General features: G+C 42.0%; 24 protein-coding genes. 20 read left to right on the plus strand and 4 right to left on the minus strand.

Annotation, left to right across the window (positions count from 1 at the left end):
- The first annotated feature begins 2 nt into the window (after positions 1–2).
- The gene (locus KOL94_RS05375; protein WP_221567592.1) at positions 3–575 is read left to right on the plus strand and encodes a cysteine hydrolase family protein; all 573 of its coding nucleotides are present in this window, start codon (positions 3–5) and stop codon (positions 573–575) included.
- Positions 562–876 carry a hypothetical protein gene (locus KOL94_RS05380; protein ID WP_221564762.1) on the plus strand — a complete coding sequence of 105 codons (315 nt, stop codon included), beginning with the start codon at positions 562–564 and terminating at the stop codon, positions 874–876. Before KOL94_RS05375 ends, KOL94_RS05380 begins: the two co-directional genes overlap by 14 nt.
- 73 nt (positions 877–949) lie before the next feature.
- On the opposite strand, the gene KOL94_RS05385 is transcribed toward KOL94_RS05380, so the two are convergent.
- Positions 950–1,150 (minus strand): GNAT family N-acetyltransferase, encoded by a 201-nt coding sequence (locus tag KOL94_RS05385; RefSeq protein ID WP_221567593.1) that lies wholly within the window; start codon positions 1,148–1,150, stop codon positions 950–952.
- A gap of 9 nt (positions 1,151–1,159) precedes the next feature.
- Entirely contained in the window at positions 1,160–1,447 is a 288-nt protein-coding gene (locus KOL94_RS05390) for a GNAT family N-acetyltransferase (RefSeq protein WP_221564764.1), read from the minus strand.
- A 104-nt stretch (positions 1,448–1,551) separates the two neighbouring features.
- Between KOL94_RS05390 and KOL94_RS05395 the strand changes: the two genes are divergently transcribed.
- From KOL94_RS05395 to KOL94_RS05405, 3 genes are all read left to right on the plus strand, one after another.
- A complete protein-coding gene (locus tag KOL94_RS05395; RefSeq protein ID WP_221564766.1) occupies positions 1,552–2,157 on the plus strand; it encodes a DUF3298 and DUF4163 domain-containing protein in 606 nt (201 codons plus the stop codon).
- A 573-nt stretch (positions 2,158–2,730) separates the two neighbouring features.
- Entirely contained in the window at positions 2,731–5,745 is a 3,015-nt protein-coding gene (locus tag KOL94_RS05400; RefSeq protein WP_221564768.1) for a DEAD/DEAH box helicase, read from the plus strand.
- Positions 5,742–6,287 carry a hypothetical protein gene (locus KOL94_RS05405; protein WP_221564769.1) on the plus strand — a complete coding sequence of 182 codons (546 nt, stop codon included), beginning with the start codon at positions 5,742–5,744 and terminating at the stop codon, positions 6,285–6,287. The genes KOL94_RS05400 and KOL94_RS05405 overlap by 4 nt, the downstream gene beginning before the upstream one ends.
- Positions 6,288–6,560: 273 nt before the next feature.
- Here the strand turns inward: KOL94_RS05405 and KOL94_RS05410 are convergent, their stop codons facing one another.
- Positions 6,561–6,701, minus strand: a complete 141-nt coding sequence (locus tag KOL94_RS05410; protein WP_221564770.1) for a hypothetical protein — start codon at positions 6,699–6,701, stop codon at positions 6,561–6,563.
- A 215-nt stretch (positions 6,702–6,916) separates the two neighbouring features.
- Here KOL94_RS05410 and KOL94_RS05415 point away from each other — a divergent pair, with 215 nt between their 5' ends.
- Together KOL94_RS05415 and KOL94_RS05420 are read left to right on the plus strand one after the other, a co-directional pair.
- Positions 6,917–8,053: a conserved virulence factor C family protein gene (locus tag KOL94_RS05415; RefSeq protein WP_221564771.1), complete on the plus strand. Its 1,137-nt coding sequence runs from the start codon at positions 6,917–6,919 to the stop codon at positions 8,051–8,053.
- Between the two features lie 133 nt (positions 8,054–8,186).
- Entirely contained in the window at positions 8,187–8,621 is a 435-nt protein-coding gene (locus tag KOL94_RS05420) for a BrxA/BrxB family bacilliredoxin (RefSeq protein WP_221564772.1), read from the plus strand.
- A 693-nt stretch (positions 8,622–9,314) separates the two neighbouring features.
- On the opposite strand, the gene KOL94_RS05425 is transcribed toward KOL94_RS05420, so the two are convergent.
- Positions 9,315–9,494: a YjcZ family sporulation protein gene (locus tag KOL94_RS05425; RefSeq protein WP_221567594.1), complete on the minus strand. Its 180-nt coding sequence runs from the start codon at positions 9,492–9,494 to the stop codon at positions 9,315–9,317.
- 221 nt (positions 9,495–9,715) lie between these two features.
- On the opposite strand from KOL94_RS05425, the gene KOL94_RS05430 reads away from it, so the two are divergent.
- The 13 genes from KOL94_RS05430 (at position 9,716) to KOL94_RS05490 (ending at position 22,112) form a co-directional block, all read left to right on the plus strand.
- Positions 9,716–10,489, plus strand: a complete 774-nt coding sequence (locus KOL94_RS05430; protein ID WP_221564773.1) for a class I SAM-dependent methyltransferase — start codon at positions 9,716–9,718, stop codon at positions 10,487–10,489.
- Between the two features lie 599 nt (positions 10,490–11,088).
- Complete coding sequence (locus KOL94_RS05435) at positions 11,089–12,390, plus strand: MDR family MFS transporter (protein ID WP_221564774.1); 1,302 nt, start codon at positions 11,089–11,091, stop codon at positions 12,388–12,390.
- Positions 12,391–12,501: 111 nt separating this feature from the next.
- A complete protein-coding gene (locus KOL94_RS05440) occupies positions 12,502–13,353 on the plus strand; it encodes an amidohydrolase family protein (protein WP_221564775.1) in 852 nt (283 codons plus the stop codon).
- 15 nt (positions 13,354–13,368) lie between these two features.
- Complete coding sequence (gene ltaE / locus KOL94_RS05445) at positions 13,369–14,400, plus strand: low-specificity L-threonine aldolase (protein ID WP_221564777.1); 1,032 nt, start codon at positions 13,369–13,371, stop codon at positions 14,398–14,400.
- A 132-nt stretch (positions 14,401–14,532) separates the two neighbouring features.
- The gene (gene trhO, locus KOL94_RS05450) at positions 14,533–15,444 is read left to right on the plus strand and encodes an oxygen-dependent tRNA uridine(34) hydroxylase TrhO (RefSeq protein ID WP_221564779.1); all 912 of its coding nucleotides are present in this window, start codon (positions 14,533–14,535) and stop codon (positions 15,442–15,444) included.
- A gap of 335 nt (positions 15,445–15,779) precedes the next feature.
- A complete protein-coding gene (locus KOL94_RS05455) occupies positions 15,780–15,968 on the plus strand; it encodes a PLD nuclease N-terminal domain-containing protein (RefSeq protein ID WP_221564781.1) in 189 nt (62 codons plus the stop codon).
- A 1-nt stretch (position 15,969) separates the two neighbouring features.
- Complete coding sequence (locus tag KOL94_RS05460; RefSeq protein WP_221564783.1) at positions 15,970–16,878, plus strand: ABC transporter ATP-binding protein; 909 nt, start codon at positions 15,970–15,972, stop codon at positions 16,876–16,878.
- Positions 16,875–17,651 (plus strand): ABC transporter permease, encoded by a 777-nt coding sequence (locus tag KOL94_RS05465; protein WP_260412208.1) that lies wholly within the window; start codon positions 16,875–16,877, stop codon positions 17,649–17,651. Before KOL94_RS05460 ends, KOL94_RS05465 begins: the two co-directional genes overlap by 4 nt.
- A gap of 500 nt (positions 17,652–18,151) precedes the next feature.
- A complete protein-coding gene (gene rfbA / locus KOL94_RS05470) occupies positions 18,152–19,084 on the plus strand; it encodes a glucose-1-phosphate thymidylyltransferase RfbA (RefSeq protein WP_221564785.1) in 933 nt (310 codons plus the stop codon).
- A complete protein-coding gene (gene rfbB / locus KOL94_RS05475) occupies positions 19,077–20,114 on the plus strand; it encodes a dTDP-glucose 4,6-dehydratase (RefSeq protein WP_221564787.1) in 1,038 nt (345 codons plus the stop codon). Before rfbA ends, rfbB begins: the two co-directional genes overlap by 8 nt.
- Positions 20,093–21,052 carry a glycosyltransferase family 2 protein gene (locus KOL94_RS05480; RefSeq protein ID WP_221564789.1) on the plus strand — a complete coding sequence of 320 codons (960 nt, stop codon included), beginning with the start codon at positions 20,093–20,095 and terminating at the stop codon, positions 21,050–21,052. Before rfbB ends, KOL94_RS05480 begins: the two co-directional genes overlap by 22 nt.
- Before the next feature lie 5 nt (positions 21,053–21,057).
- On the plus strand, positions 21,058–21,747 hold the full coding sequence (locus KOL94_RS05485) for a GNAT family N-acetyltransferase (protein WP_221564791.1): 690 nt from the start codon (positions 21,058–21,060) through the stop codon (positions 21,745–21,747).
- The gene (locus tag KOL94_RS05490) at positions 21,747–22,112 is read left to right on the plus strand and encodes an EamA family transporter (RefSeq protein ID WP_221564793.1); all 366 of its coding nucleotides are present in this window, start codon (positions 21,747–21,749) and stop codon (positions 22,110–22,112) included. Before KOL94_RS05485 ends, KOL94_RS05490 begins: the two co-directional genes overlap by 1 nt.

The following is a 22,112-nucleotide window of genomic DNA, read 5'->3' on the forward strand; positions in this document are numbered from 1 at the left end:
GTATCGTGAAGGCTTTGGTTGTCATTGATTATACGAATGATTTTGTCGCAGATGATGGCCGTTTGACGTGTGGAGAAGCTGGTCAATCGATAGAAAGGCGAATCACCGAATTGACCCAGTCTTTTGTCGAAGCTGGTGAATATGTCATCTTTGCTGTGGATGTCCATGAAGAAAAAGACCCGCATCATCCTGAGAGTACATTGTTTCCAGCCCATAATATACGCGGAACATCGGGTCGTTTCCAGTATGGTGAGCTTGGTGAATACTACGAAAAGGTTAAGGACCGCGTCTATTGGATGGATAAGACCAGATACAGTGCGTTTGCTGGGACCGACCTGGAGTTGAAACTACGAGAGCGTGGGATTCAGGAAATCCACCTCGTTGGTGTTTGTACGGACATCTGTGTATTGCATACAGCTGTTGACGCTTATAACAAAGGATTCAAAATCGTTGTCCATGAGGACGCGGTGCAAACATTCAATCCGTCAGGTCACGAGTGGGCACTCGATCATTTTAAAAATACCCTTGGTGCTAATGTAGTGAAGGCAGCAGAAGGTTCGAATGTCACGAAATAATTTTGCTGTCGTAAAAGAAAAGCTGGATATTGCACTTGAAGACTGGGAAGAAATGCAGAAAACGACTGGTGATGAAGGGGCTGAGTGGGCTGAACGATTTGAACGTCATTTTTACGAAATGATCGAAGCAGTGAAATACTGGTACCACTCCCTTGAAACGAAACCTGCAAATTACGAAAAATTTGAATCCATGGCTGAAATGGAAGAAATTCAAGAACAGCTTCCAGGTCCTCTCCAACTGAATTTCATTACCGAATTAGAAGATATCTATGACGGACTTGAGAAGAAATCATCTGATTGATCATCAATAAGGCTGTACCATTAGCGGTGCAGTCTTTTTCTAAATCTTAATAAATTCTCAAAAATGTAGCTATCTACTTCAGTTCAGCCCAGCCATAAGCAATTTCCGTATGAAACTGCCCTTCGATTTGCAATTGATCCCGTCCTGCTTCTTTTCCACCCATTTTTTCATAGAAATACTTCGATTCGTTTTCTTCCAACACCCAGATCAGCATCGAATCCCAACCGCGCGATTTGAATTCAGCTATCGTTTTATTGATAAGCTCTTTCCCGATCCCTTTACGCTAATAATCTTTTAATATGTAAATGGCATAAATCTCAGCTTCAAAAGGGAAATGATCACTTCTGCTTTTTCCAGCGCTAACAAACCCGACCACTTGTCCAGCTTCAACAGCCACGAGTAAAATCGAATCATCTTGTTCTAAATTTCGCGTCCATTGTGATATTTTCTGTTCAGATGTTAATGAATCTAGGAATGTATCCGAGACAATCCCCCGATAAGTCGTTTTCCAACTTGCAACATGTACTTCGGCGATCTGGCCGATGTCTTCCCTTTTGGCTCTCCGTATCAATACCCATCACCCTTTCTATAAAAATGTGTACCAAAATATAGGGAAATGAATAACATATACCATCATGATAATCGCCCATGCCCGAATTGAAAAGAGGGAAAAGGATGTTTGATCCGATCAAGCCGGTGAAAATAATCACCATTAAAAATGAAAAAGGTTCTACCAAAGTGAGTTACCCGAAAATTGTCGGGATGAAGAATATGAAAGTAGAAGGTCAGATCAATAAAGCCATACGTAAAGTCGTGAATCAATTGAAAGAAGAAGCGGAAGAACCCGATACAAGTGTCACCATTACGTATTCAATCAAAGCGAACCGTAACGGTGTTTTAAGCTTGATCATCCTATTAGACTTTTACAAGGAACACGCAGCCCATCCAATGCAAGTACGGAGAGCCTTGACATTTTCCACTTTGTCAGGTCATAATTTCACATTTTCGGAACTATTCAATCCGAACAGCTACTATAAGACGAGATTAACTCGTTATGTCAGTGATTATATTAAAGCTGAACATATCCCGATTTTCGATCAGCCGCCAAAAGTGTCAGATAAACAAGAATACTATTTGACCGATGAGGCACTGGTATTGTTTTACCAGTTATATGAGTATACACCTTATGCTTACGGATTCCTCGAAATTCCAGTTCCATTCGAAATCGTGATGCCGATGCTTTCGCGACACAGTCCGATCCGTCAGTTGACATCCAGATAAAATCAGCTCAAGACTCATCATAGCTCAGTGATACTCACATACTATGTAACAGGTATGCTGAAGGACTAGAAAAGCGTGATGGGTTTTTGTTTTGGCTACATTAACGATCTTATTAGCAATTACATTATGCGAAAACGTGACACTCCATCAGGAAAGCAGGGGCAGGAAGGCTAAACAGCGAGGTAAGTTGCAAGTTAACGGACATGAGAGCCGTTATTTGTGAAATATAGAGGGTTTTCAGAGATTTAACGGACATGAGAGACGCTATTTGACTATAAAACGATTGATTTCTATGAGTTTGCATTGAATAAGGTCCGTGATGTCCGTTAACTTAATTAAACGTGGCATTTACAGCAAAATAAGGTCTCCTATGTCCGTTAACCTTTAAAAGTTTGGAATCCCAATCTTTACCCGCGGAAAGGGAGTGAATTTCGCAGAAACTTTATTTTTATGAATTTCACGCAGGCTATTAACAAGGGAAAGAATGACGCAATTTATACATTTCAAGAAATATGGTAAAATAGACGTTATGGACAAAATTTGAGGAAACTGGATTCCAATGGGAGTTAGGCGATGTTTACATATTATCACTTGCAAATGACATTCATACCATCCCTCGATGAAAGAGGGAAGTTCTTGATCTGGGTGACCAGACCGAATGGAGAGCCGATCTCCATCAGCAAATCTCGCTTGCAATGGTTATTAGGAGAATCAGGTCTCTCTCATGTTTTTACAAGTGAACAAGAAGAATGCAAAACACTCATGGTCGAATGGGACGAGGAGTTTTACGAAGTTGAGGGAATGCTCGTCGATATGTGGCGGGTCTATTTGTATTTACAGAAGCCAGTCGCACATCGGACAGAAGGGTCCTTTTATTTCGGTGAGAGCTTCGTCTACTGGGAAACTGTAGCCCGAAGCATCGAAATGCTGATCCGAGGAGGGCAATACTTTCCGACGATTTATGAAATCTCGAAAGAAAAGCGCCACTATGTATATGCACAATGGATGTTGTCTCGAAAGGTACTTGAAGGTGGCGCTATGTCCAATTGGCTGAAAACGGCTTCGCCGCTCATTTTTTCGTTTGAACACTTGTCGACATTTCCGATTCGCGAATGGCAGAATTTGATGCTCGATATCTGGGCTGATCAAGTATTGAAGCTATTTCTTACTTCCGGTCCTGAAATCGACCTTGAACAGGGAGATGGAGAGATAATGAGGATATGGGAAAAAGCACTATTGAATTCAAACGCTAGCTTTTTTCATATCGTCGAGACAAAAGATGAAATCCAAAAACTTCACGTATTGATCCGTGAAGTCAGAAAGTGGCATTCACCATTGAGTTCAGATTCTTATCGGACGCTTGAAAAAGGTCTGCTTCATTTCAAGCAGCAATTCATTCAAACAGGGTTCAACGCAATCTCTATGGAAATCGACTGTTTTCCGTTATCAGATGAGAGCATGTCGTCCTGGGCGATTCGGATTTATGTTAAAGGAACGGAACAAGAGGAAGAACTACGCGTACCGTTGGATGATCCGAAAGTCATACGTTCCCATATTAAAGGCTGGGTCGATGACCGCTTGAATTATCTGGTCCAGATGGATGACCTCCTTTATAAATCACAGCGTCAGATAAAGGAATTCGGTTCTACTGAAATCACCCTCGATACATTGCGGGCACTGCATGGAAACTTGAGTGTATTAAAATCGATGGAAATCAACTTGACGTTCCCGGCAGGCTGGTCGTTCCGCTCGCTTGAGAATAAAGACGTCAAGGTCACGCTGAATGTGAAAAACAACAGTGATCAGGGCATTGGGTTGAGCAGTCTCCTGGACTTTGATTGGCAGATTGCCATCGGGGATATCCAGATGTCGGTAGAAGACTTTAAAAGGCTTGTGCGGTCGCAGGCTTACATTATCCAACGTGACGATACGTGGATCATGCTGCCGCAATCGAAAATCGATCAGATTTATGATGAAATCAGTGAAATGGAGCCTCTTGTCCGTAATAAAAGCTCGTTTGCTACTCTCGTCGGCGTGGCGTCGAAAAACAATGACTTTGAGTCGGACATCGATTTCCAGATCGATCGGGAAGTCCACGACTATTTGGAAAACTTTTTAGCACCGACAGAGGAAAAGTATGAAATACCTGAGACATTCAACGGAATTCTACGGCCATATCAGAAAAAAGGATTCCAATGGCTCCGTTCTCATCGGGACAGACGAATCGGTGTCTGTCTTGCTGATGATATGGGACTGGGAAAAACAATCCAGGCGATTTCCTATTTGTTGGACAGTGGGCAGGAAGACGGGCCTCATCTGATTGTCTGTCCGACGTCAGTGCTCGGAAATTGGAAACGTGAATTTGAACGGTTTGCGCCTTCATTGAATGTTTCGATCCATCATGGAGCAGACCGTGCACAAGATGAGCTGGCATTCCAACAGTTTTTACATGGGCAAGATGTCATCATTACAAGCTATGCGCTCGTATTGAGGGATCATGACCTTTTCAAAGATTTACAATGGAACACGATGATCTTAGATGAAGCGCAAATGATCAAAAATCCGACGACAAAGCAAAGTAAAATTGTACGTTCTTTGAAGGCCGTCCACAGAATTGCACTGACCGGAACGCCTATGGAAAACCGTTTAGAAGAGCTATGGTCGATTTGTGATTTCCTCAACCCAGGATACTTAGGAAACCGCACATCTTTCAGTCAGCAATTCATCCGGCCAATTGAGAAAGAAGGGAACACCGAACGCGTCGAGGTGCTGAAACGTTTGATTCAACCATTTTTATTAAGAAGATCGAAAATGCAAACCTCGATCGTGGAAGAGCTGCCTGAGAAGACTGAAACGAAAATTCATTGTCAATTGACAAAAGAACAGGCGTCCCTCTATCAAATGGTCGTTGATCAAATCCGTGAAAAATTGCTTAAAGCGACAGGGATGGAACGGAGGGGGACAATCCTTGGCGGTATCACAAGACTCAAGCAGGTTTGCAATCATCCCGCTCTATTGACATGGGAAGAGCCACACGCTGCACATTCCGGAAAGATCACAAAGTTCCTGGATATTTTAAGGGAAGATGTAAAAGAAGAAGAGAAGGCTCTGGTGTTCACCCAGTATGTGAAGATGGGGGAAATGCTTGAGAAGTTGCTCGTAAAAGAAGAACCGGATATTAAAGTGTTCTTTCTACATGGGGGCATTCCCTCGAAAAAAAGAGAGCAGCTTTTAATAAAATTCAGAGAGAACCGCAAAAAATGTGTGTTCATCTTATCGATCAAAGCTGGAGGTGTCGGGTTGAACCTGACGGAGGCAAACCACGTCATCCATCTTGACCGCTGGTGGAATCCCGCAGTTGAGAATCAGGCAACCGACCGTGCTTACCGGATTGGGCAGGAACAGAACGTCCAGGTATACAAAATGATCACACAAGGGACCCTTGAAGAAGGAATCGACAGATTGATCGATCGGAAGTCGGAGCTCACCTCTCAAATTGTAAATCACGAAGATCAATGGGTGACAGAAATGAGCGACAACGAATTCATCGAACTGATCCAGTTGCGGGAGAAGGTGTTGAACTCATGACAAATCGAAAGAACAAGACAAATTCGAGGCTTCAAAATTGGCTGAATCATTTTACAGGTCAGGTCGATTACCAGAGATTCCAACATGGAATGGTATTGTACAATGATCATCGAATACATGATTTCCAAGTGTTTCCGAATCACTTCGAATGTGTGGTAGAAGGGGTCCAGAGTGATTATGAAGTCGATGGCTATTTTCAGCTAGTAGATGGGACCCCTATCTTACCGGAGTATGAGGTGAGTTGTTCATGTCCAGACGACGTAGCAATTTGCAAACATAGTGTTTGCGCGACGATGTATTTCATTTTGGATCAATTGAGTAGTGGTGAAGAGGACGGCAATCAATCACTTCTAGATGCACGGGCAAAATTGATTGAAGAACCACTAATGGAATTGGTTGCGAGGGTAGATGAAAGTCAAGAATCAATCCTTACCCTTCATAACAAAAGGGAAAGCAGGATCATTGAGAACAAAATGTTCATCGAAATGGTTCATGAGAGAATCGTTGAGGTCATGGATGAACTTAGAGAGCGGAAAATTTAAGGGCTGTTTTCTGAATGTTAATAATAAAGAAGTTCTGAAAGCCAATGTCACTTACTTAAGCGAATTAAGGATCTTCGACTAACATCTACCACATCATGTGGTGAACGTCGAAGCAAGTACATCCTGTGCATGTGAGCTGGGGAGGGGCGGAAAGCGAGTATATTTCCAAATTGTATAAACAGAGAACAATCTACTATTCGAAAAAAGCAAATATAAATAACGTAAGTATGCGAAAGGGGCGGACGATGGATCCAGCCCCCTCGCATTTTCTTATTAAGCGGTTTGATCGTGAAAGGTTTGAGGGATGATTTCGTAATAGGCTCGGTTATACGTAAACACTTGTTCACCTTGTACAGCAACGATACGATCATGTGTGATACTGATAATTCTGCCTTCAACTGGGAGCTTTTTCATGGAAATTCACTCTCCTTTCGAATTTAAGAAAAAATAAGAGCTATGTTCTATATACCCGAATTTATATCAAAATGAACACTTTTTAGTTAAAAATTTAGAAATTTCTAAAAATATTTTCAGGGCAATAAGAGGAGAACCCAAATATTACAAAACCAAGGGTCTTCTATGTTATATTTTTTATAGTAGAGCACGTATGGAAGGGAGTTTATTAAACGATGAAACTACGCGGTATCGAACCAACACCAAGTCCTAATACGATGAAACTGATTGTAGATAAAGCTTTACCGAGCGGAAAAAACATGAATTTCAAATCTGATCAAGAGGGAGAGGCACCTGAACCTCTCAACCAATTGCTTGCTATCGAAGGGGTCAAGGGTTTATATTATGTTGCTGATTTCATTGCTCTTGAGCGTAATCCTAAACATGATTGGAAAGTGATCCTGCCCAAGGCACGTCATGTTTTTGGAGAAGAGGCGGAAACAGTTGATGAAAATGAACAGAAAGAGCATGATGAAGACTTTGATGAAGTGAAAGTATTCATCCAAAAGTTCCGGGGTATTCCGATGCAGATCAAGCTGATTAAAGGGGAGACTGAAAAAAGAGTCGGATTGCCTGAACGATTCATGACCATTGCGATGGAAGCACAGTCCTCATCTGATAACCTTGTGATGGAACGTCAATGGATTGAACAGAGTGCCCGGTATGGATCTATGGAAGCCGTCGGTAATGAGGTAGCTGAAGAAATCAGCGCAGCGTATGATGATGAACGTTTGAACAGGTTGAAGGAGCAGGCGTTTGAACAGAACAAGGCTAGCGATCAGTCCCAAAAGAAATCATCTTACAAAGTGACGATGGATATGCTTGAGCAGCAAGATTGGAAGGACCGTTATGCTGCATTGGACCAAATGGATCCGACAGAAGAAGATATCCCTGTCCTTGCAAAAGCGCTGGAGGATGAGAAAACATCAATAAGGCGTCTTGCTACTGTATATCTCGGTATGATTGAAGTGCAGAAGGTGCTTCCACATCTGACGAAAGCACTTCAGGATAAGACCGTAACCGTTCGTCGTACAGCAGGCGATTGTATGTCGGATCTGGGCTTTAAAGAGGCCATCCCGGTCATGATCGATTCATTGAAGGATAAAAATAAACTTGTCCGATGGCGTGCTGCGATGTTCTTGTATGAAGTCGGTGATGAATCTGCTATTCCTGCATTGAAAGAGGCGAAAGATGACCCTGAATTCGAGGTAGCAATGCAGGTGAACATGGCTCTCGAACGGATCGAAGGTGGCGAGGAAGCGAAAGGCTCTGTGTGGAAACAGATGACCGACACGATCCAGGGAAAAAAGTGAACAAATAAAAGTACACTCATGAATGTGAAAACACTAATGGATTACTCAAAATGTCTTTATCGAGTACTCATTGATGTTTCAGAACACACATGATAAAGTAAAAACTAGATGAACAAAAATGGAGGTATGTTCCATGTCAATGGCATATGAAGAATACATGAGACAGTTAGTTCAACCGATGAGAGATGAATTGACAGAAGCAGGATTCAAGGAATTGAGATCCCCTGAGGAAGTCGATGAATATATGGAAAATGTGAAAGGTACTACTTTGATAATGATCAACTCTGTCTGTGGTTGTGCGGCAGGACTTGCGCGTCCAGCAGTACGCCAAGCAATTGAACATGAACACCGTCCAGACCACCTTGTAACTGTTTTTGCTGGGCAAGACAAGGTTGCGACATCCGTGATGAGATCTTATTTCCTTGATATCGAACCATCATCACCATCGATCGCACTGCTGAAGGGTCAAGAAGTCGTCCACTTCATTCCCCGAGAGGAAATCGAGGACCATGAACCATCCGATATCGTGACAAATCTGGTGAACGCTTTTGAAACCCACTGCAAATAAGGTTAGGAGACTGTCCCATCCACTTTTCTGTGGGACAGTTTTTTTATTTTCATAGGAAAGGTGGGGTCAAATACAATCGGTCATTAAACGATCATTACTGTACACATTAATTACAGTAGTACTGTTGTTGGTTTTTCAAGTTATAAGCTGGTTCGTGCTTACATACTTTTTTAAACCAGATATAGGGGCGACGCTATATTTACCAGAGGATTCGAGCGTAGTTGAATTTGAACCTTTATACATACAAGTTTCAGGTATTCTTTTACTATTTTTCATCATTTTCTTCCTACAAATGTATCGATTGAAAAAGCGAGGATAAACACCTCGCTTTTTTCAATCAGAAGTTTTCTTTTTTAAGATTGATAGATGAAAAAAGCTGTTTTCTAAAAAGTTTGTTGCTAACTGAAAGCAGATATGAAAATTGACTGAACACGGTTAGCACGGAAATATGCGAGACACCCCTGGTACCAGCTATCCAGAGACTCCAGCACATCACCTGGGGAAAGGGAGTAAGTTTCACAGAAATCAACAATAAAAATTAATAGAGCCTAAGAAAAAGAAAAAAATCTGATTGAATGGATCCAACCAGATTAAGGACGTACATAGTTGCAAATGGACTACATACGAAAAGACAAACTCTATTATTTGAGTCGTTTTCATGTAGGCAATGAGCTTGACAGTATCTGTTCAGTTTTAGCAGTCTTTGCCTTTACCTCCGTGGTGAAAAGCAGCTGCTCCGACAATGATCAATAGGATGAATAATACGACGATGATCGCAAACGTATTCCCGCATCCATAACCGTATCCATCATACCCATATCCTCCATGGTGATAATCATGATGTCCATGATGCCCATGATGTCCATGGTGCATCGGATAGCAGTGATGATCATATTCCATGTATTGAGGCATATCCCCCATATGCATCTCTTTTTTCTTAGGCATATACTTTTTCATTTTTTCCAACAGTGTTCCCCTCCAATATTTGGTGATATCTGGTCTGCTATACTTACAAAATATGTACAAATGCCTCAACTGCAACGGGTACAGGAGTGGAATTTTTGTGTACAAACCCATGTTTGAAGGAGAATGAAATGATTATTACGACAGGTGGAAAAGCAAAATCAACGTTGATACAAAGAGCAAAACAACTAGGTGTAACGCTTGGAATCAAGTATGTTGAAAGGAGAGATCGATCCATTGAAACACTGATGGAAATAGAAAAGCTAGGTGTCATCGTAGTCAGGAAAGAGCGGATCCTTTTTTATGATCCAGAGGCAAAAGAGCCTGTGTTTTTTCATCCGAATTCAGCAATCTTCCGGATAAAGAGATTGATAAGGGGAGAAGAGGATCCGTTCATTCGGAATGCACGTTTAGTAAAAGGGATGTCGTTATTGGACTGTACCCTCGGATGGGCTTCCGATAGTATCGTGGCGAAGTACGTCGTCGGTTTGAAGGGTAGGGTTGTCGGTGTTGAAGGGAGTCCTACGTTATCAATGTTGACGAGACTGGGTCTGAGTGTATATGAACATGATATGCCAGAGATTGTTGCCGCCACGCGTTCTATTGAAGTCTGTGAAGGGGATCATTTTGAAACTCTTAAAGAACTAGATTCGGGCAGTTTCGATGTTGTGTATTTCGACCCGATGTTCGAAGAGAAAATCATGGATGCAAACGGAATTAAACCACTGAAGCATTATGCTTTATATAAGCCAATAACTGAAGAGTTGATCGAGGAAGCGAAAAGAGTGGCAAAAAACCGAGTCGTATTGAAGGATCACTGGAAAAGTCCTCGCTTCGGTCAATTCCGCTTTGATGTTGAAATCCGCAAAACCTCCAACTTCCACTTCGGCATCATAGAAGTGTAGAGCGGTGCCAGGCACCATCCAAGGTGGTGATTGAGCAATTTGTGTGGAACTTGAGCAAAATTTGATGCAATCTTGAGCAAAATCGATGTAATCTTGAGCAAAATCGTTGTCTACTTGCGCAATTTAGTAAAATAGATCTAACCCACTTACAACTACAACGTATCTTACTCAACTCTAATATTAATAAAAAAGTCTGGCATCTGAGTAACTTACAAGTCCAAAACTACGATCAATTTCTCGACGAAACATTCTGTTTACTTTTGTAAGGGTTTTCTCTATACTTGTGAGGGAGTCGTAAAAATATGAAAGGAGTGGGTATCTATGGAAATCGCACAATTTGTCAAAACACAGCAACAACTTCACATTTTACAAAGTGGATACCACTTCGCTTTTTAAACAACGGATTTAGTTTGTGAATTTTGTGTTTAAAGCTGTGGGATGTGGAATCCTACGGCTTTTTTTGTGTTAAAAAAGGATAACTTTTCAGCAAAGCAGCTATTCAGCGTAGTCCTAAACCTACGCCAACGCTTGGATTCACCAAGTCTTCTTTATGCAATCAATGTAGTAATAAATAAAGTACCGGGAAAGTTGGGGGAGAAATGAAAGATACGTGGAGGGCTTATCGTGAAATGGATCGTAATGTTTGGATCCGATTCATCGGTGAGTCAATCAATGGAATTGCGTTTATGATGTTATTGCCATTTTTGGCGTTATATTTGAAAGATCGCGTCGACCATATTTGGGAGGTCGGGATCGTCATGGGGGTATCTCCTCTTGCATCGGTTATCGGAACAATGATTGGAGGGCGTCTGGCTGATATTTATGGGCGTAAACCACTTATGGTCGGTTCGATGGCAGGTAACGCTGTCGTCATGCTAGGTTTTGTCTGGCTGGATGATTTTTGGTCGTTCGTCATTTTATCCTTGTTCTTAGGTTTCTTCAATTCGTTGTTCCATCCCGCGGCATCGGCGATGGTAGCAGATGTGACGTCACCTGAAAAAAGGACAGAAGCATTCGGACTACTTCGGATGGGACATAATATCGGTGCCGCCATCGGTCCTTTGATTGGAGCATCGGTTGTCATCTTTTCAAAATCCGTCATTTTCATGATTTCAGCTGCAAGCATGTTTTTCTATGCTGCGATCGTTTTGATATGGATCAAGGAAAGCTTGCCGAAAAAAGAAAAATTACAAAACGCTTCAAAAGAAGCACAAAAAGAAGAAGATTTCCCGAGTCCATTCCAGGTGATTTTACGAGATAAACTTTTGTTTGTTTTCATCATTACAGGCGTGGTTATCTCGATGTCCTTTACTCAAACAGAAGGGATGCTGCCACTTCACTTCGACCAGACCCTGCCTAACCTTACAGATGCTCAAAATCCGTATACGTACATGTTGGCTTTCAACGGTTTACTCGTCGTGTTGTTCCAGTTTCCGATTTCTCGATGGGCTGGGAACAGGGCGATTGGAAGGGTGATGTTATATGGTTGTATCCTTTTCGGATTCGGTTTATTGTCTGTCGGGTGGCTGCCACAGGTTTTTCATGCACTTAACACGAACTATTTAATCGTAATGGTTGTCTTCCTGGTGATATACGGGATATATACACTTGGTGAAATGCTGATGTCCCCGGTCCAGATGACTTTTGTTGCCAACCTGGCGCCGGAGCACCTGCGAGGAACCTATATGGGTGCAGCTGGACTCCAATGGATTTTAGGTGGAGTTGCTGGACCATTGATCGGTGGAATTTTACTTGAATACAAGCTTGGAAATTTGATGTTCACGATTTTAGGAATCGGTTGTATAATTGCTGGAATCGTCTACTTGTCCCTTGATCGTTGGGTCGAGAACCGCCCAATGCCTGAACCTGTACTTCAGCGGGAAATTTCCTCAGCCAAATAATCCTTACCAAAGACATTCCTATGATAAAATGAATATAGAAAATTCAGAACCCTTGCTCAACACGAGTGAGGGTTTCCTTTTCACCAAATTTATATCTCTTGGAGGTGTCGGATGAAAATCATTGATGCTCATATGCACTTATCGAAAATCGAAAGCTTCCACAAAACAGCGCTAGACCTTTCGGGTGTGGATTATTCGCCAGAAGGAATCCGTAATGAATATCGTGAGACTGGCGTCAGAATTGGAATTGGTATGGGGCTTGCTGAAGTGGAACAGAACGGTTTTCCCGATAAAAATGCACGGACGCCAATGGGGCTGGATCTTGCTGACCAAGCAGCTCCGATCGTCTACTGCGCTGGAATCAACCCCCATCAGCTCGATGAAGAAGCGATGGTAAGGTTGCGCTCAGAGGTCCAGAAACCAGAAGTCGTCGGTCTGAAAATCTACTTAGGTTATTATCCTTTCTACGCTTATGATGAAGTGTACGAACCGGTCTACGAGTTGGCAAAAGAATTCGATCTGCCTATCGTGTTCCATACCGGAGATACATACTCCGAGAGAGGACTTTTGAAATACGCCCATCCGTTGACGTTGGATGAAGTAGCAGTCAAGCACCGTGAAATTAATTTCGTCATGGCGCATTTCGGTGACCCTTGGACACTGGACGGGGCAGAGGTTGTTTATAAAAACCGTAACGTTTTCGCAGATTTATCCGGGCTTGTTGTCGGAACTGGAGATGATATCAAGCGTTACAAGGAATCTCCTCGCTTTTTCAATCATTTGTTACATGCATTGACATTCACGGACAACTACAGCAAATTCTTGTTTGGTACGGATTGGCCCTTGGTCCCTGTCAAGCCATATATTGAGTTCATCAAGAGCATCATTCCAAAAAAGCATCATGAGGACGTTTTTTATAATACTGCACTAAATGTATTCCCGAAATTGAAACCATTCATATAAAAGGAGAGGATCGAAGTGATCGATTTACGGAGTGATACCATTACGAAACCGACGGAAGAAATGCGGAAAGCGATGTATGAAGCTGAAGTCGGAGACGATGTATACGGTGAAGATCCAACAGTTCAAAAATTAGAAGAAAAAGCAGCAGAAATCCTTGGCAAGGAAGCAGCTCTATTTGTGACAAGCGGTACACAGGGAAATCAGATTGCAGTCCTGACTCATTGTCAGCCTGGGAACGAAGTACTGCTCGAAGAGGATGCTCATATTTTTTACTATGAAGGCGGGGCTATTGCCGCATTTGGAGGCGTTCAGACCAGAACGATCAAAGGCAAGCGTGGGGCGATCAATCCGAATGATTTGCGGACTGCCATTCGCGGGGAAGACGTCCATTTCCCTGAGACAGGTTTGATTTGTCTTGAAAATACCCATAACCGTGCTGGAGGTGCAATTGTTCCGATCGAGAACATGAGGGAACTTTATCAAGTCGCTCAAGAACACCTTATTCCTGTCCATCTGGACGGAGCCCGATTGTTCAATGCATCAGCAGAACTTGCTGTTCCAGTCAAAGCTTTTACAGAGCATACTTCGACTGTTCAAATTTGCCTTTCAAAAGGTCTTGGAGCACCTGTAGGATCGATTATCGCCGGCAGCGGACCATTCATCCGACGTGCCCGTAAATGGCGTAAAAGGTTAGGTGGAGGGTTGCGACAAGTCGGTGTTGTCGCAGCACCAGGATTGATCGCTCTCACCAAAATGGCAGACCGACTGAAAGAAGATCACGAACGTGCAAGACGACTTGCAGAGGGAATACGGAATATCACCGATCTTAAAATCAACAACCAGGTAGAAACAAACATTGTCGTTGTGGAAACAGAAGCGACAGGGAAAGCAGTGGATGAGATTTTGTCAGCGTTAGAAGCGAATGGTATTCTTGCCGTTCCATTCGGTCCGACGACAATCCGTTTGACGACGCATCATCAAATCACCGATGAAAACATCGAGCAAACGCTGATTGCCTTTCAAAACCTGTTCGAAAAAGTGAAATAAAGGACTTATTCCATTGGTTACAACAAATTCCATGAAAATTCACTTGCCAAACATTGGTTCGGTTTGCTAATATTTAACGTTGTAACTGGTGTTGTACCTGCAATACAATATCAAAGGAATAGGTGATCAACCATGACAAAACCATATCGAGTATTACTTTATTACAAGTACACAGAGCTAGAGAATGCGGAACAATTCAAGGATGAGCATCTGCAATTTTGTAAAGATCTCGGCTTGAAAGGTCGAATCCTTATTGCGGATGAAGGGATCAATGGTACAGTATCCGGAACTGTTGAACAGACAGACGCGTATATGCAATCCCTGCTTAACGATGAAAGGTTCGAAGGCATTGAGTTTAAAATAGATGAAGCGGATGGACATGCATTCAAGAAAATGCACGTGCGTTATCGTCCCGAACTTGTAAACTCTGGTGTTCTAAAAGAAATCAATCCAAATGTCACAACAGGTAAACATTTGAAACCAGAGGAATTTTATGAAGCGATGCAACGTGACGATGTCGTTATAATTGACGCTCGTAATGATTACGAATATGATATCGGTCACTTCAGAGGCGCGATCCGCCCTGATGTCACGACATTCCGCGAGCTTCCGGAATGGATTAAGCAGAACCGTGAGAATTTTGAAGGGAAAAAGATCTTAACATACTGTACAGGTGGAATCCGCTGTGAAAAGTTCTCCGGCTTTTTGAAGAATGAAGGCTTTGAAGACGTAAACCAGTTACACGGTGGAATTATCAATTATTCCAAAAACGAGAAAACAAAAGGACAACTATACGATGGAAAATGCTACGTCTTCGATGAGCGTATTTCTGTACCGATCAACCTCGTGGAAGAAAAGGTAGTCGGAAAATGCTATTATTGCGGTAAGCCTGAGGATCGCTATGTAAATTGTGCGAACCCAGAATGCAACCTTCAACACGTGGCATGTCACAAGTGTGAAGAAAAGCATATGCGTTCTTGTTCAGACGAATGTCGTGAACACCCACGCAACCGCTATGAAAAACCAACTGAACAACAAGCATAAGGATAAAAGCACTGCCACGTATGGCGGTGCTTTTTTTGTGACTGATTGTACTTGAGTTGTGGATATTATTTCAAGATTTTGAGCGTTTTGATGCAAAGTTTTAGAGAAATGAGGACGTTTTTCTTTTGTTGAAACTTTTTCAGCAGTGAATGCTGTCTAAATATCCACTGACTACGTCTAAAAATTCCAAATAAGTCTAAAACCACGTGACCTATGTCTAAAAAGCTTCAATTTTTCCAAAATGAGGACTGACGAACGCCAGTCTAATTACTTTTATGAATCCAAATCCTTTTTCAATCGTATATATAAGAGACAATTTCATAGGGGGTATTGGTATGGGCGTCATTAGGTGGCAACTGATTTTACCGATTTTGATCATTGAACTGATCCTAATTGGACTTGCATTGTTTGATTGGTTTCGGACGAAGGAGACGAATGGCCATCGATGGATGTGGCTATTCATTATTTTAATAATAAACCCATTCGGTCCGATACTTTATTTTCTAATTGGAAGGAAGCACTGATATGTCAATGATTACAGTACGTAATTTAAACAAACAATTTGATGGAAAACATGTTGTGAAGAATGTTGATTTTAAACTTAATCCAGGAATGTGTGTTGCACTTCTTGGGCCGAACGGTGCTGGAAAAACGACAACTCTCCGGATGCTTTCAGGACTGATCCGCCCAACTTCAGGGTCGATCATGTTCGAGGGATTGGATGATACGAAAGATATCCGTCGTCATATCGGCTATTTACCGCAATATCCATCCTTCCATGAATGGATGACAGGGAAGGAATTCCTCATTTATGTCGGGCAGCTTGCCTATCTTTCTAAAGCTCAGGCATCCACTAAGGCAGACGAAATGTTGAAGCTTGTGGGGATATCGGAGGCTGCCAACCAGAGAATTAAAAAGTATTCGGGAGGGATGAGGCAACGTCTCGGAATCGCTCAGGCACTTATACATGAACCGAAGTTGCTTATGCTTGATGAACCAGTATCAGCATTGGACCCGATGGGCCGGCGTGAAGTATTGACCCTGATGGAGAAGTTGAAGGAACATACGACTCTCCTTTTTTCGACCCATATCCTTAATGATGCCGAAGAGATCAGTGATGAATTGCTCGTCATGCATCACGGTGAGATTTTGGAGGCTGGAAGTATACACGAACTTAGGAGCAAACACCAAGTAGATAAAATCGACTTATGCTTTGCGGAGTCTACAGAGCGTTATTCTGAAACATTCATACTGTTGGATTCTGTTGAACGAGTAGAAATGAACAAAGAATGCTTGCATGTTTTTGTTTCAAACCTTGATGAAGGGCGGAAGGAAATCCTGGAGGTTGTGAAAAATCAGGGTTTACCGCTCACGAAGTTTGAGCTCGCTCGTACAACGTTAGAGGACATGTTCATGAAGGTGGTGCAGAAATGATGCAATGGTTGGCGGTTTTTCGACGTGAAAATTTAGAGAATTGGCGGAATTTCAAATGGATTTGGGTTCCAATCGTTTTCATTTTACTTGGCGTAATGGACCCGATCAGTATGTATTACTTACCGAAGATCCTTGAGGCGACAGGCGGTCTGCCGGAAGCAGCAAGTTTGAATCTGCCGCAATACAGGCCAGAAGATATCATCATGGCCAGCCTTAGCCAGTTCAGTCAACTTGGTGTGTTGATCATTGTATTGATGACGATGGGATTGATCGCACGTGAACGGAGAAGCGGGGTTGCGGAGCTTGTTTTAGTGAAGCCCGTCAAATATCGTACATATATCACTGCGAAGTGGTCCGCGACATCCCTTCTTGTGCTAGTTTCGCTCACTTGTGGCTTGCTGATGAGTTGGTATTATACGAATATTTTATTTGGAGTGCTGTCATTCCAACAATTTTTACAAGTATGGGGTTTCTATAGCTTCTGGCTACTATTCGTCGTTTCCATTTCGATGTTCATGAATACACTCGTAAAGAATTCAGGAGCAGTGGCATTTTTGACGTTCATGACGATTATCTTATCCAGCATCGTCACAAAGATTTTCTCCAAGTATCTTGTTTGGAGTCCGAACAGGCTGTCTGAATATATCATGGATACAATCAATACAGGCACAGTCCCTGGAGAACTTTTAGGGACAGCGGGAATGAGCTCGGTTCTTATCCTTCTGCTGATCACAGGGTCAGTATTCATGCTCAGAACGAAAGAAATGGCTTGACCTACATAGGTTACTTTTTTTCCATGTATTTTACAATGGCCATTTTTTAAAGACTCCTGCGGGAAAAGCCGATCCAGTCGAGATCCCGCAGCAAGGATCTGGAGGGGACTTGTGGATCGTCCGGCACCAGCTTTTAAGAACCTTTACAAAAAATAACTCGGTTGATGGAATTTTCTATATATTCCACATCCGGGTTTTTTTGTTGAAAGACGAATTATTACAGTAAGTAACCCAAATTTAACCTAAAGGGAGGTTTAAAAGTATTTCGGGAAAGGAAACAAATTACTATCCTATAAAAAGGTGTTTTCATAGAGATTGTTGTTTTCTTTCCGCAGGTAATATGTAATCCTCCTCAGTTTGCTTTCCTGCAGGAGTCTCGCATATTTACATTACTAACCAATGTTCATTTTGTAGCAACAAATTTTTAGAAAACAACTTGTAAAAAAACATCACCATGAGATCCACCAAGATCTATAAGACGATTGGATGGAGGGGTTTACATGAAAGGAATCATTCTAGCAGGAGGCAGCGGAACACGGTTGTCCCCGAGTACGGACAGCATTAATAAACATCTGCTGGCAGTGTTCGATAAGCCAATGATCTATTATCCGTTATCAATCTTGATGTTAGCGGGCATTAAAGAAGTGATGATAATCAGTACCCCTGAGGATAAACCGAGGTTTGAAAAATTGCTGGGGGACGGTTCATCGTTAGGAATCACACTTACCTATCGTGTACAAACTGAACCGAACGGAATCCCTGAAGCGTTCATCATTGGTGAAGACTTTATCGGTAATGATGATGTGACGTTGATTCTCGGGGATAACATTTTTTATGGACAAGGTTTCACCAATCTATTGAGAAAAGCGATAAACCACCATGAACATGCTACGATTTTCGGATATCGAGTGAAGGACCCAAGAAGATTCGGTGTCGTTGAATTCGACTCGAACCAAAAGGTCGTTTCACTTGAAGAAAAACCTGACGACCCAAAATCGGACTTCGCAGTGACGGGATTATACATCTATGATCATAAAGTCGTTGATATAGCGAAAAGGCTTAATTTTTCACAACGCGGTGAGCTGGAAATCACAGATGTCAATAAAGAGTATTTGAAGAGAAACAAGATGCATGTCCAATTATTAGGAAGAGGATTTGCATGGCTGGATGCTGGAACGCATGACGCTTTGTTCGAAGCCGCTGAATTCGTGAAAAACATACAGCAGCGGCAAGGTTTCAAGCTTGCATGCCTTGAGGAAATCGCTTTTTATCTAGGATATATCACAAAAGAGGAATTGAGGGAGAAAGGCGAAGCTATGAAAAAGACCGACTACGGTCAATATCTGTTGGAAATTGCGCAAAGGAAACATACGCAACAATATTGGGATTCAATCGATCAAAATCCTATATTGGGGTTGGTGCAAAATGACTGACAGAAAACAAACCATCCTGGTAACGGGAGGCGCTGGATTCATCGGATCGAATTTCATTCATTATTTAGCAAAAGAATATCCTGACTACCAAATAATCAATATTGATAAGCTGACGTATGCTGGCTCGCTTGCTAACCTTCAGGATATAGAAACGAATCCCAGCTATCAGTTCATTGAAGGCGATATTGCGGATTACCGACTTGTCAGTGATGTTTTTGATCAACACGATATTTCAGGGGTCATCCACTTTGCAGCGGAATCCCATGTCGATAATTCGATTGAAAATGCAAGCCCTTTCGTCGTTACGAATGTTGTAGGGACTGTTAATCTTCTTCAAGCCGCAAAACAGTCCTGGGAAGAAAAAGGTGAATTGTCTGAACGACGATTCCATCATATTTCGACGGACGAAGTTTATGGCTCTCTCGAAAACGAAACAGACCAGTTCACCGAAGAGACTCCTTATGATCCACGAAACCCATACAGTGCGTCAAAGGCGAGTGCGAACATACTTGTCAAGAGTTTCAGCCATACCCATGGGATGAATGTAGTCATTTCCAGCAGTTCGAATAATTATGGACCGCGGCAGCATAATGAAAAATTGATTCCGACAATCTTGTCAAAAGCATTGTCACTAGAACCGATTCCGATTTATGGAGATGGTCAAAACATCAGAGATTGGTTGTATGTCGAGGATCATTGTAGAGCCCTTGACCTTATCTATCACCAGGGAACTGCAGGGGAGAGTTACAATATTGGTGGCGGTAACGAATGGACCAACCTGGATTTGACGATGAAAATCTGTTTGATCCTCAATGAAATGAAACCTGATGTATTAGACCAAGCATCCATTACAAGTTTCCAGGACTTGATTACGTTTGTAGAAGATCGTCCGGGCCATGACCTTAGATACTCTGTAGATGATCGGAAAATCCGCCAATCCCTTGGTTGGAAACCAAACATGGCGTTGGATTCAGGATTGCGATCTACTGTGGAGTGGTACAGCCGTAAATGGGAAAAGGTGAAGATTTGATATCTGTAGTCATTCCGGTCTACGGATGTGAAATGTGCTTGGACGAGCTAAACAAGCGTTTGAAAAAGACGCTGGATGAGATTGGCACAGAATATGAAATTATCATGGTCAATGATGGAAGTCCAGATGATGCTTGGAATACAATCAAAAGACAAAGTGAGGAAAATGAAAGAATCAAAGGGATCGATCTATCGAGGAATTTTGGTCAACATCATGCAATCACAGCCGGGCTTGATCATACATCAGGGGATTGGGTCGTCGTTATGGATTGTGATTTGCAGGACCGTCCAGAGAACATTAAAGAACTCTATGGAAAAGCGAAAGAAGGCTATGAAGTCGTATTTGGAAAACGAATTGTACGTCAAGACAGGTTTTTAAAGAGGCTTTCATCCAAGATATTTTATAAAGTCTATGACTATCTCACAGATCAATCATCCGATCATACAATCGCCAATTTCAGCATCAGTTCGAAAAACGTTATTGATAGTTTCCGAAGGATGAGGGAACAGAATCGTTTATTCCCGCTATTCATCAAGTGGATGGGATTCAAGACGGCAACTGTCGTAATCGAACACAACTGCCGTAAAGAAGGCAAGAGCTCTTATAATTTGAAAAAACTGATCATATTAGCAACTGATGTGATCATCTCGCAATCGAACAAACCGCTGAGACTATCAATCCAATTCGGATTTTTAATTTCATTGGGCTCTTTTTTATACGGACTCTTTTTGTTCATCCGTTACTTTTTCCTTTCAGTGCCCGTACAGGGGTGGACAAGCGTGATGGTTTCCCTTTATTTCATCGGAGGTTTGATTTTTTTCAATTTTGGTATTCTCGGTTTATATATTGGTAAGGTATTCAATGAAACGAAGGGCCGCCCGCTTTATCTCATCCAAAACAAAACAGAAGGATTTGATAATGGAAAGGACAGGAGGTGATGGGGATGGCCAGCTTTATTAAAGAAACGCCATGGGATAAAAGGAATTTCGGAATCGATACCTATGAACTGACCTCATCGTCTGAGGAGGCGCTTGAACAAGCAGAGAAAGTAAATGGACATTTCACACTTAAAGTTGATCCGCTGGAAAATAAGGAATCGATTGTAAGACATGGCTTCTATTATACAGATACGATGATTGAACCGGTATGCAGCAAGGAGAAACTGAAATCTTATGATCATGGAAATATCGGGATTTCCAGGGTGGGAGATCTAAAAGTCATTATGAAGATTGCAGAGGAAGTTTTCACATACGGAAGATTCCATCGGGATTTCCACATTCCTTCTAAGATGGCAAACATGAGATACGCGAATTGGGTAAAGGATCTCTACGATAAAGATCAGGTTTTCTTTTTATTTTATGAAGGTGAAATGGCCGCATTCTATGCTTATGAAGACGAGAAAATACTATTGATCGGTTTAAAGAAAGAATTCATGCAGCGTGGTTTGACCAAATATATGATCCAAAAGGCGTGTCAGGCACAGTTCGATCTTGGAGGTTATACTCATTTGAAGACCTCTATCTCGGCAGCGAACCTTCCATCCTTGAATTTGTTCTTATCTCTTGGTTTTAAATTGATCCGTACATTCGACGTCTATCACAAATTGAATGGACCCGCACCGGAGGAAGAATGATGGGCTATTTCTATATTTTCGGGACGATTTTTTTTACAGTATACGGCCAATTGGTCTTGAAATGGAGAATCGGAAAATTCGGGTCTTTGCCTGAAGGTTGGAAGGAAAAGCTGATATTCCTGTTGCAGCTATTATTTGACCCGCTGATCTTTTCGGGCTTTATTTCTGCGTTCATTGCGTCCCTGTTTTGGATGGCAGCGATGACAAAATTCAATATCAGTTATGCGTATCCTTTTATGAGCCTTTCGTTTGTTCTTGTATTTCTGCTTTCAGTATTTTTGTTCCAGGAACCCGTCACAGTCCATAAAGTGGTCGGTTTGTCTCTGATTGTGATCGGAATAATAGTAACTAGTCAATCCTTATGA

This window comes from Alkalihalobacillus sp. TS-13, assembly GCF_019720915.1.
In the GTDB taxonomy this organism is placed as follows: Bacteria; Bacillota; Bacilli; order Bacillales; family Fictibacillaceae; genus Pseudalkalibacillus.

Bases quoted from the DNA above. Each gene is read 5' to 3' on its own strand.
- KOL94_RS05435 (WP_221564774.1), top strand. From the start codon at position 11,089: ATGAAAGATACGTGGAGGGCTTATCGTGAAATGGATCGTAATGTTTGG.
- trhO (WP_221564779.1), top strand. From the start codon at position 14,533: ATGACAAAACCATATCGAGTATTACTTTATTACAAGTACACAGAGCTA.
- KOL94_RS05400 (WP_221564768.1), top strand. From the start codon at position 2,731: ATGTTTACATATTATCACTTGCAAATGACATTCATACCATCCCTCGAT.
- KOL94_RS05405 (WP_221564769.1), top strand. From the start codon at position 5,742: ATGACAAATCGAAAGAACAAGACAAATTCGAGGCTTCAAAATTGGCTG.
- rfbB (WP_221564787.1), top strand. From the start codon at position 19,077: ATGACTGACAGAAAACAAACCATCCTGGTAACGGGAGGCGCTGGATTC.
- KOL94_RS05455 (WP_221564781.1), top strand. From the start codon at position 15,780: ATGGGCGTCATTAGGTGGCAACTGATTTTACCGATTTTGATCATTGAA.
- KOL94_RS05395 (WP_221564766.1), top strand. From the start codon at position 1,552: ATGTTTGATCCGATCAAGCCGGTGAAAATAATCACCATTAAAAATGAA.
- KOL94_RS05490 (WP_221564793.1), top strand. From the start codon at position 21,747: ATGGGCTATTTCTATATTTTCGGGACGATTTTTTTTACAGTATACGGC.
- KOL94_RS05380 (WP_221564762.1), top strand. From the start codon at position 562: ATGTCACGAAATAATTTTGCTGTCGTAAAAGAAAAGCTGGATATTGCA.
- KOL94_RS05480 (WP_221564789.1), top strand. From the start codon at position 20,093: ATGGGAAAAGGTGAAGATTTGATATCTGTAGTCATTCCGGTCTACGGA.
- KOL94_RS05485 (WP_221564791.1), top strand. From the start codon at position 21,058: ATGGCCAGCTTTATTAAAGAAACGCCATGGGATAAAAGGAATTTCGGA.
- KOL94_RS05440 (WP_221564775.1), top strand. From the start codon at position 12,502: ATGAAAATCATTGATGCTCATATGCACTTATCGAAAATCGAAAGCTTC.
- KOL94_RS05410 (WP_221564770.1), bottom strand. From the start codon at position 6,701: ATGAAAAAGCTCCCAGTTGAAGGCAGAATTATCAGTATCACACATGAT.
- KOL94_RS05420 (WP_221564772.1), top strand. From the start codon at position 8,187: ATGTCAATGGCATATGAAGAATACATGAGACAGTTAGTTCAACCGATG.
- KOL94_RS05460 (WP_221564783.1), top strand. From the start codon at position 15,970: ATGTCAATGATTACAGTACGTAATTTAAACAAACAATTTGATGGAAAA.
- KOL94_RS05425 (WP_221567594.1), bottom strand. From the start codon at position 9,494: ATGCACCATGGACATCATGGGCATCATGGACATCATGATTATCACCAT.
- KOL94_RS05430 (WP_221564773.1), top strand. From the start codon at position 9,716: ATGATTATTACGACAGGTGGAAAAGCAAAATCAACGTTGATACAAAGA.
- KOL94_RS05465 (WP_260412208.1), top strand. From the start codon at position 16,875: ATGATGCAATGGTTGGCGGTTTTTCGACGTGAAAATTTAGAGAATTGG.
- KOL94_RS05415 (WP_221564771.1), top strand. From the start codon at position 6,917: ATGAAACTACGCGGTATCGAACCAACACCAAGTCCTAATACGATGAAA.
- rfbA (WP_221564785.1), top strand. From the start codon at position 18,152: ATGAAAGGAATCATTCTAGCAGGAGGCAGCGGAACACGGTTGTCCCCG.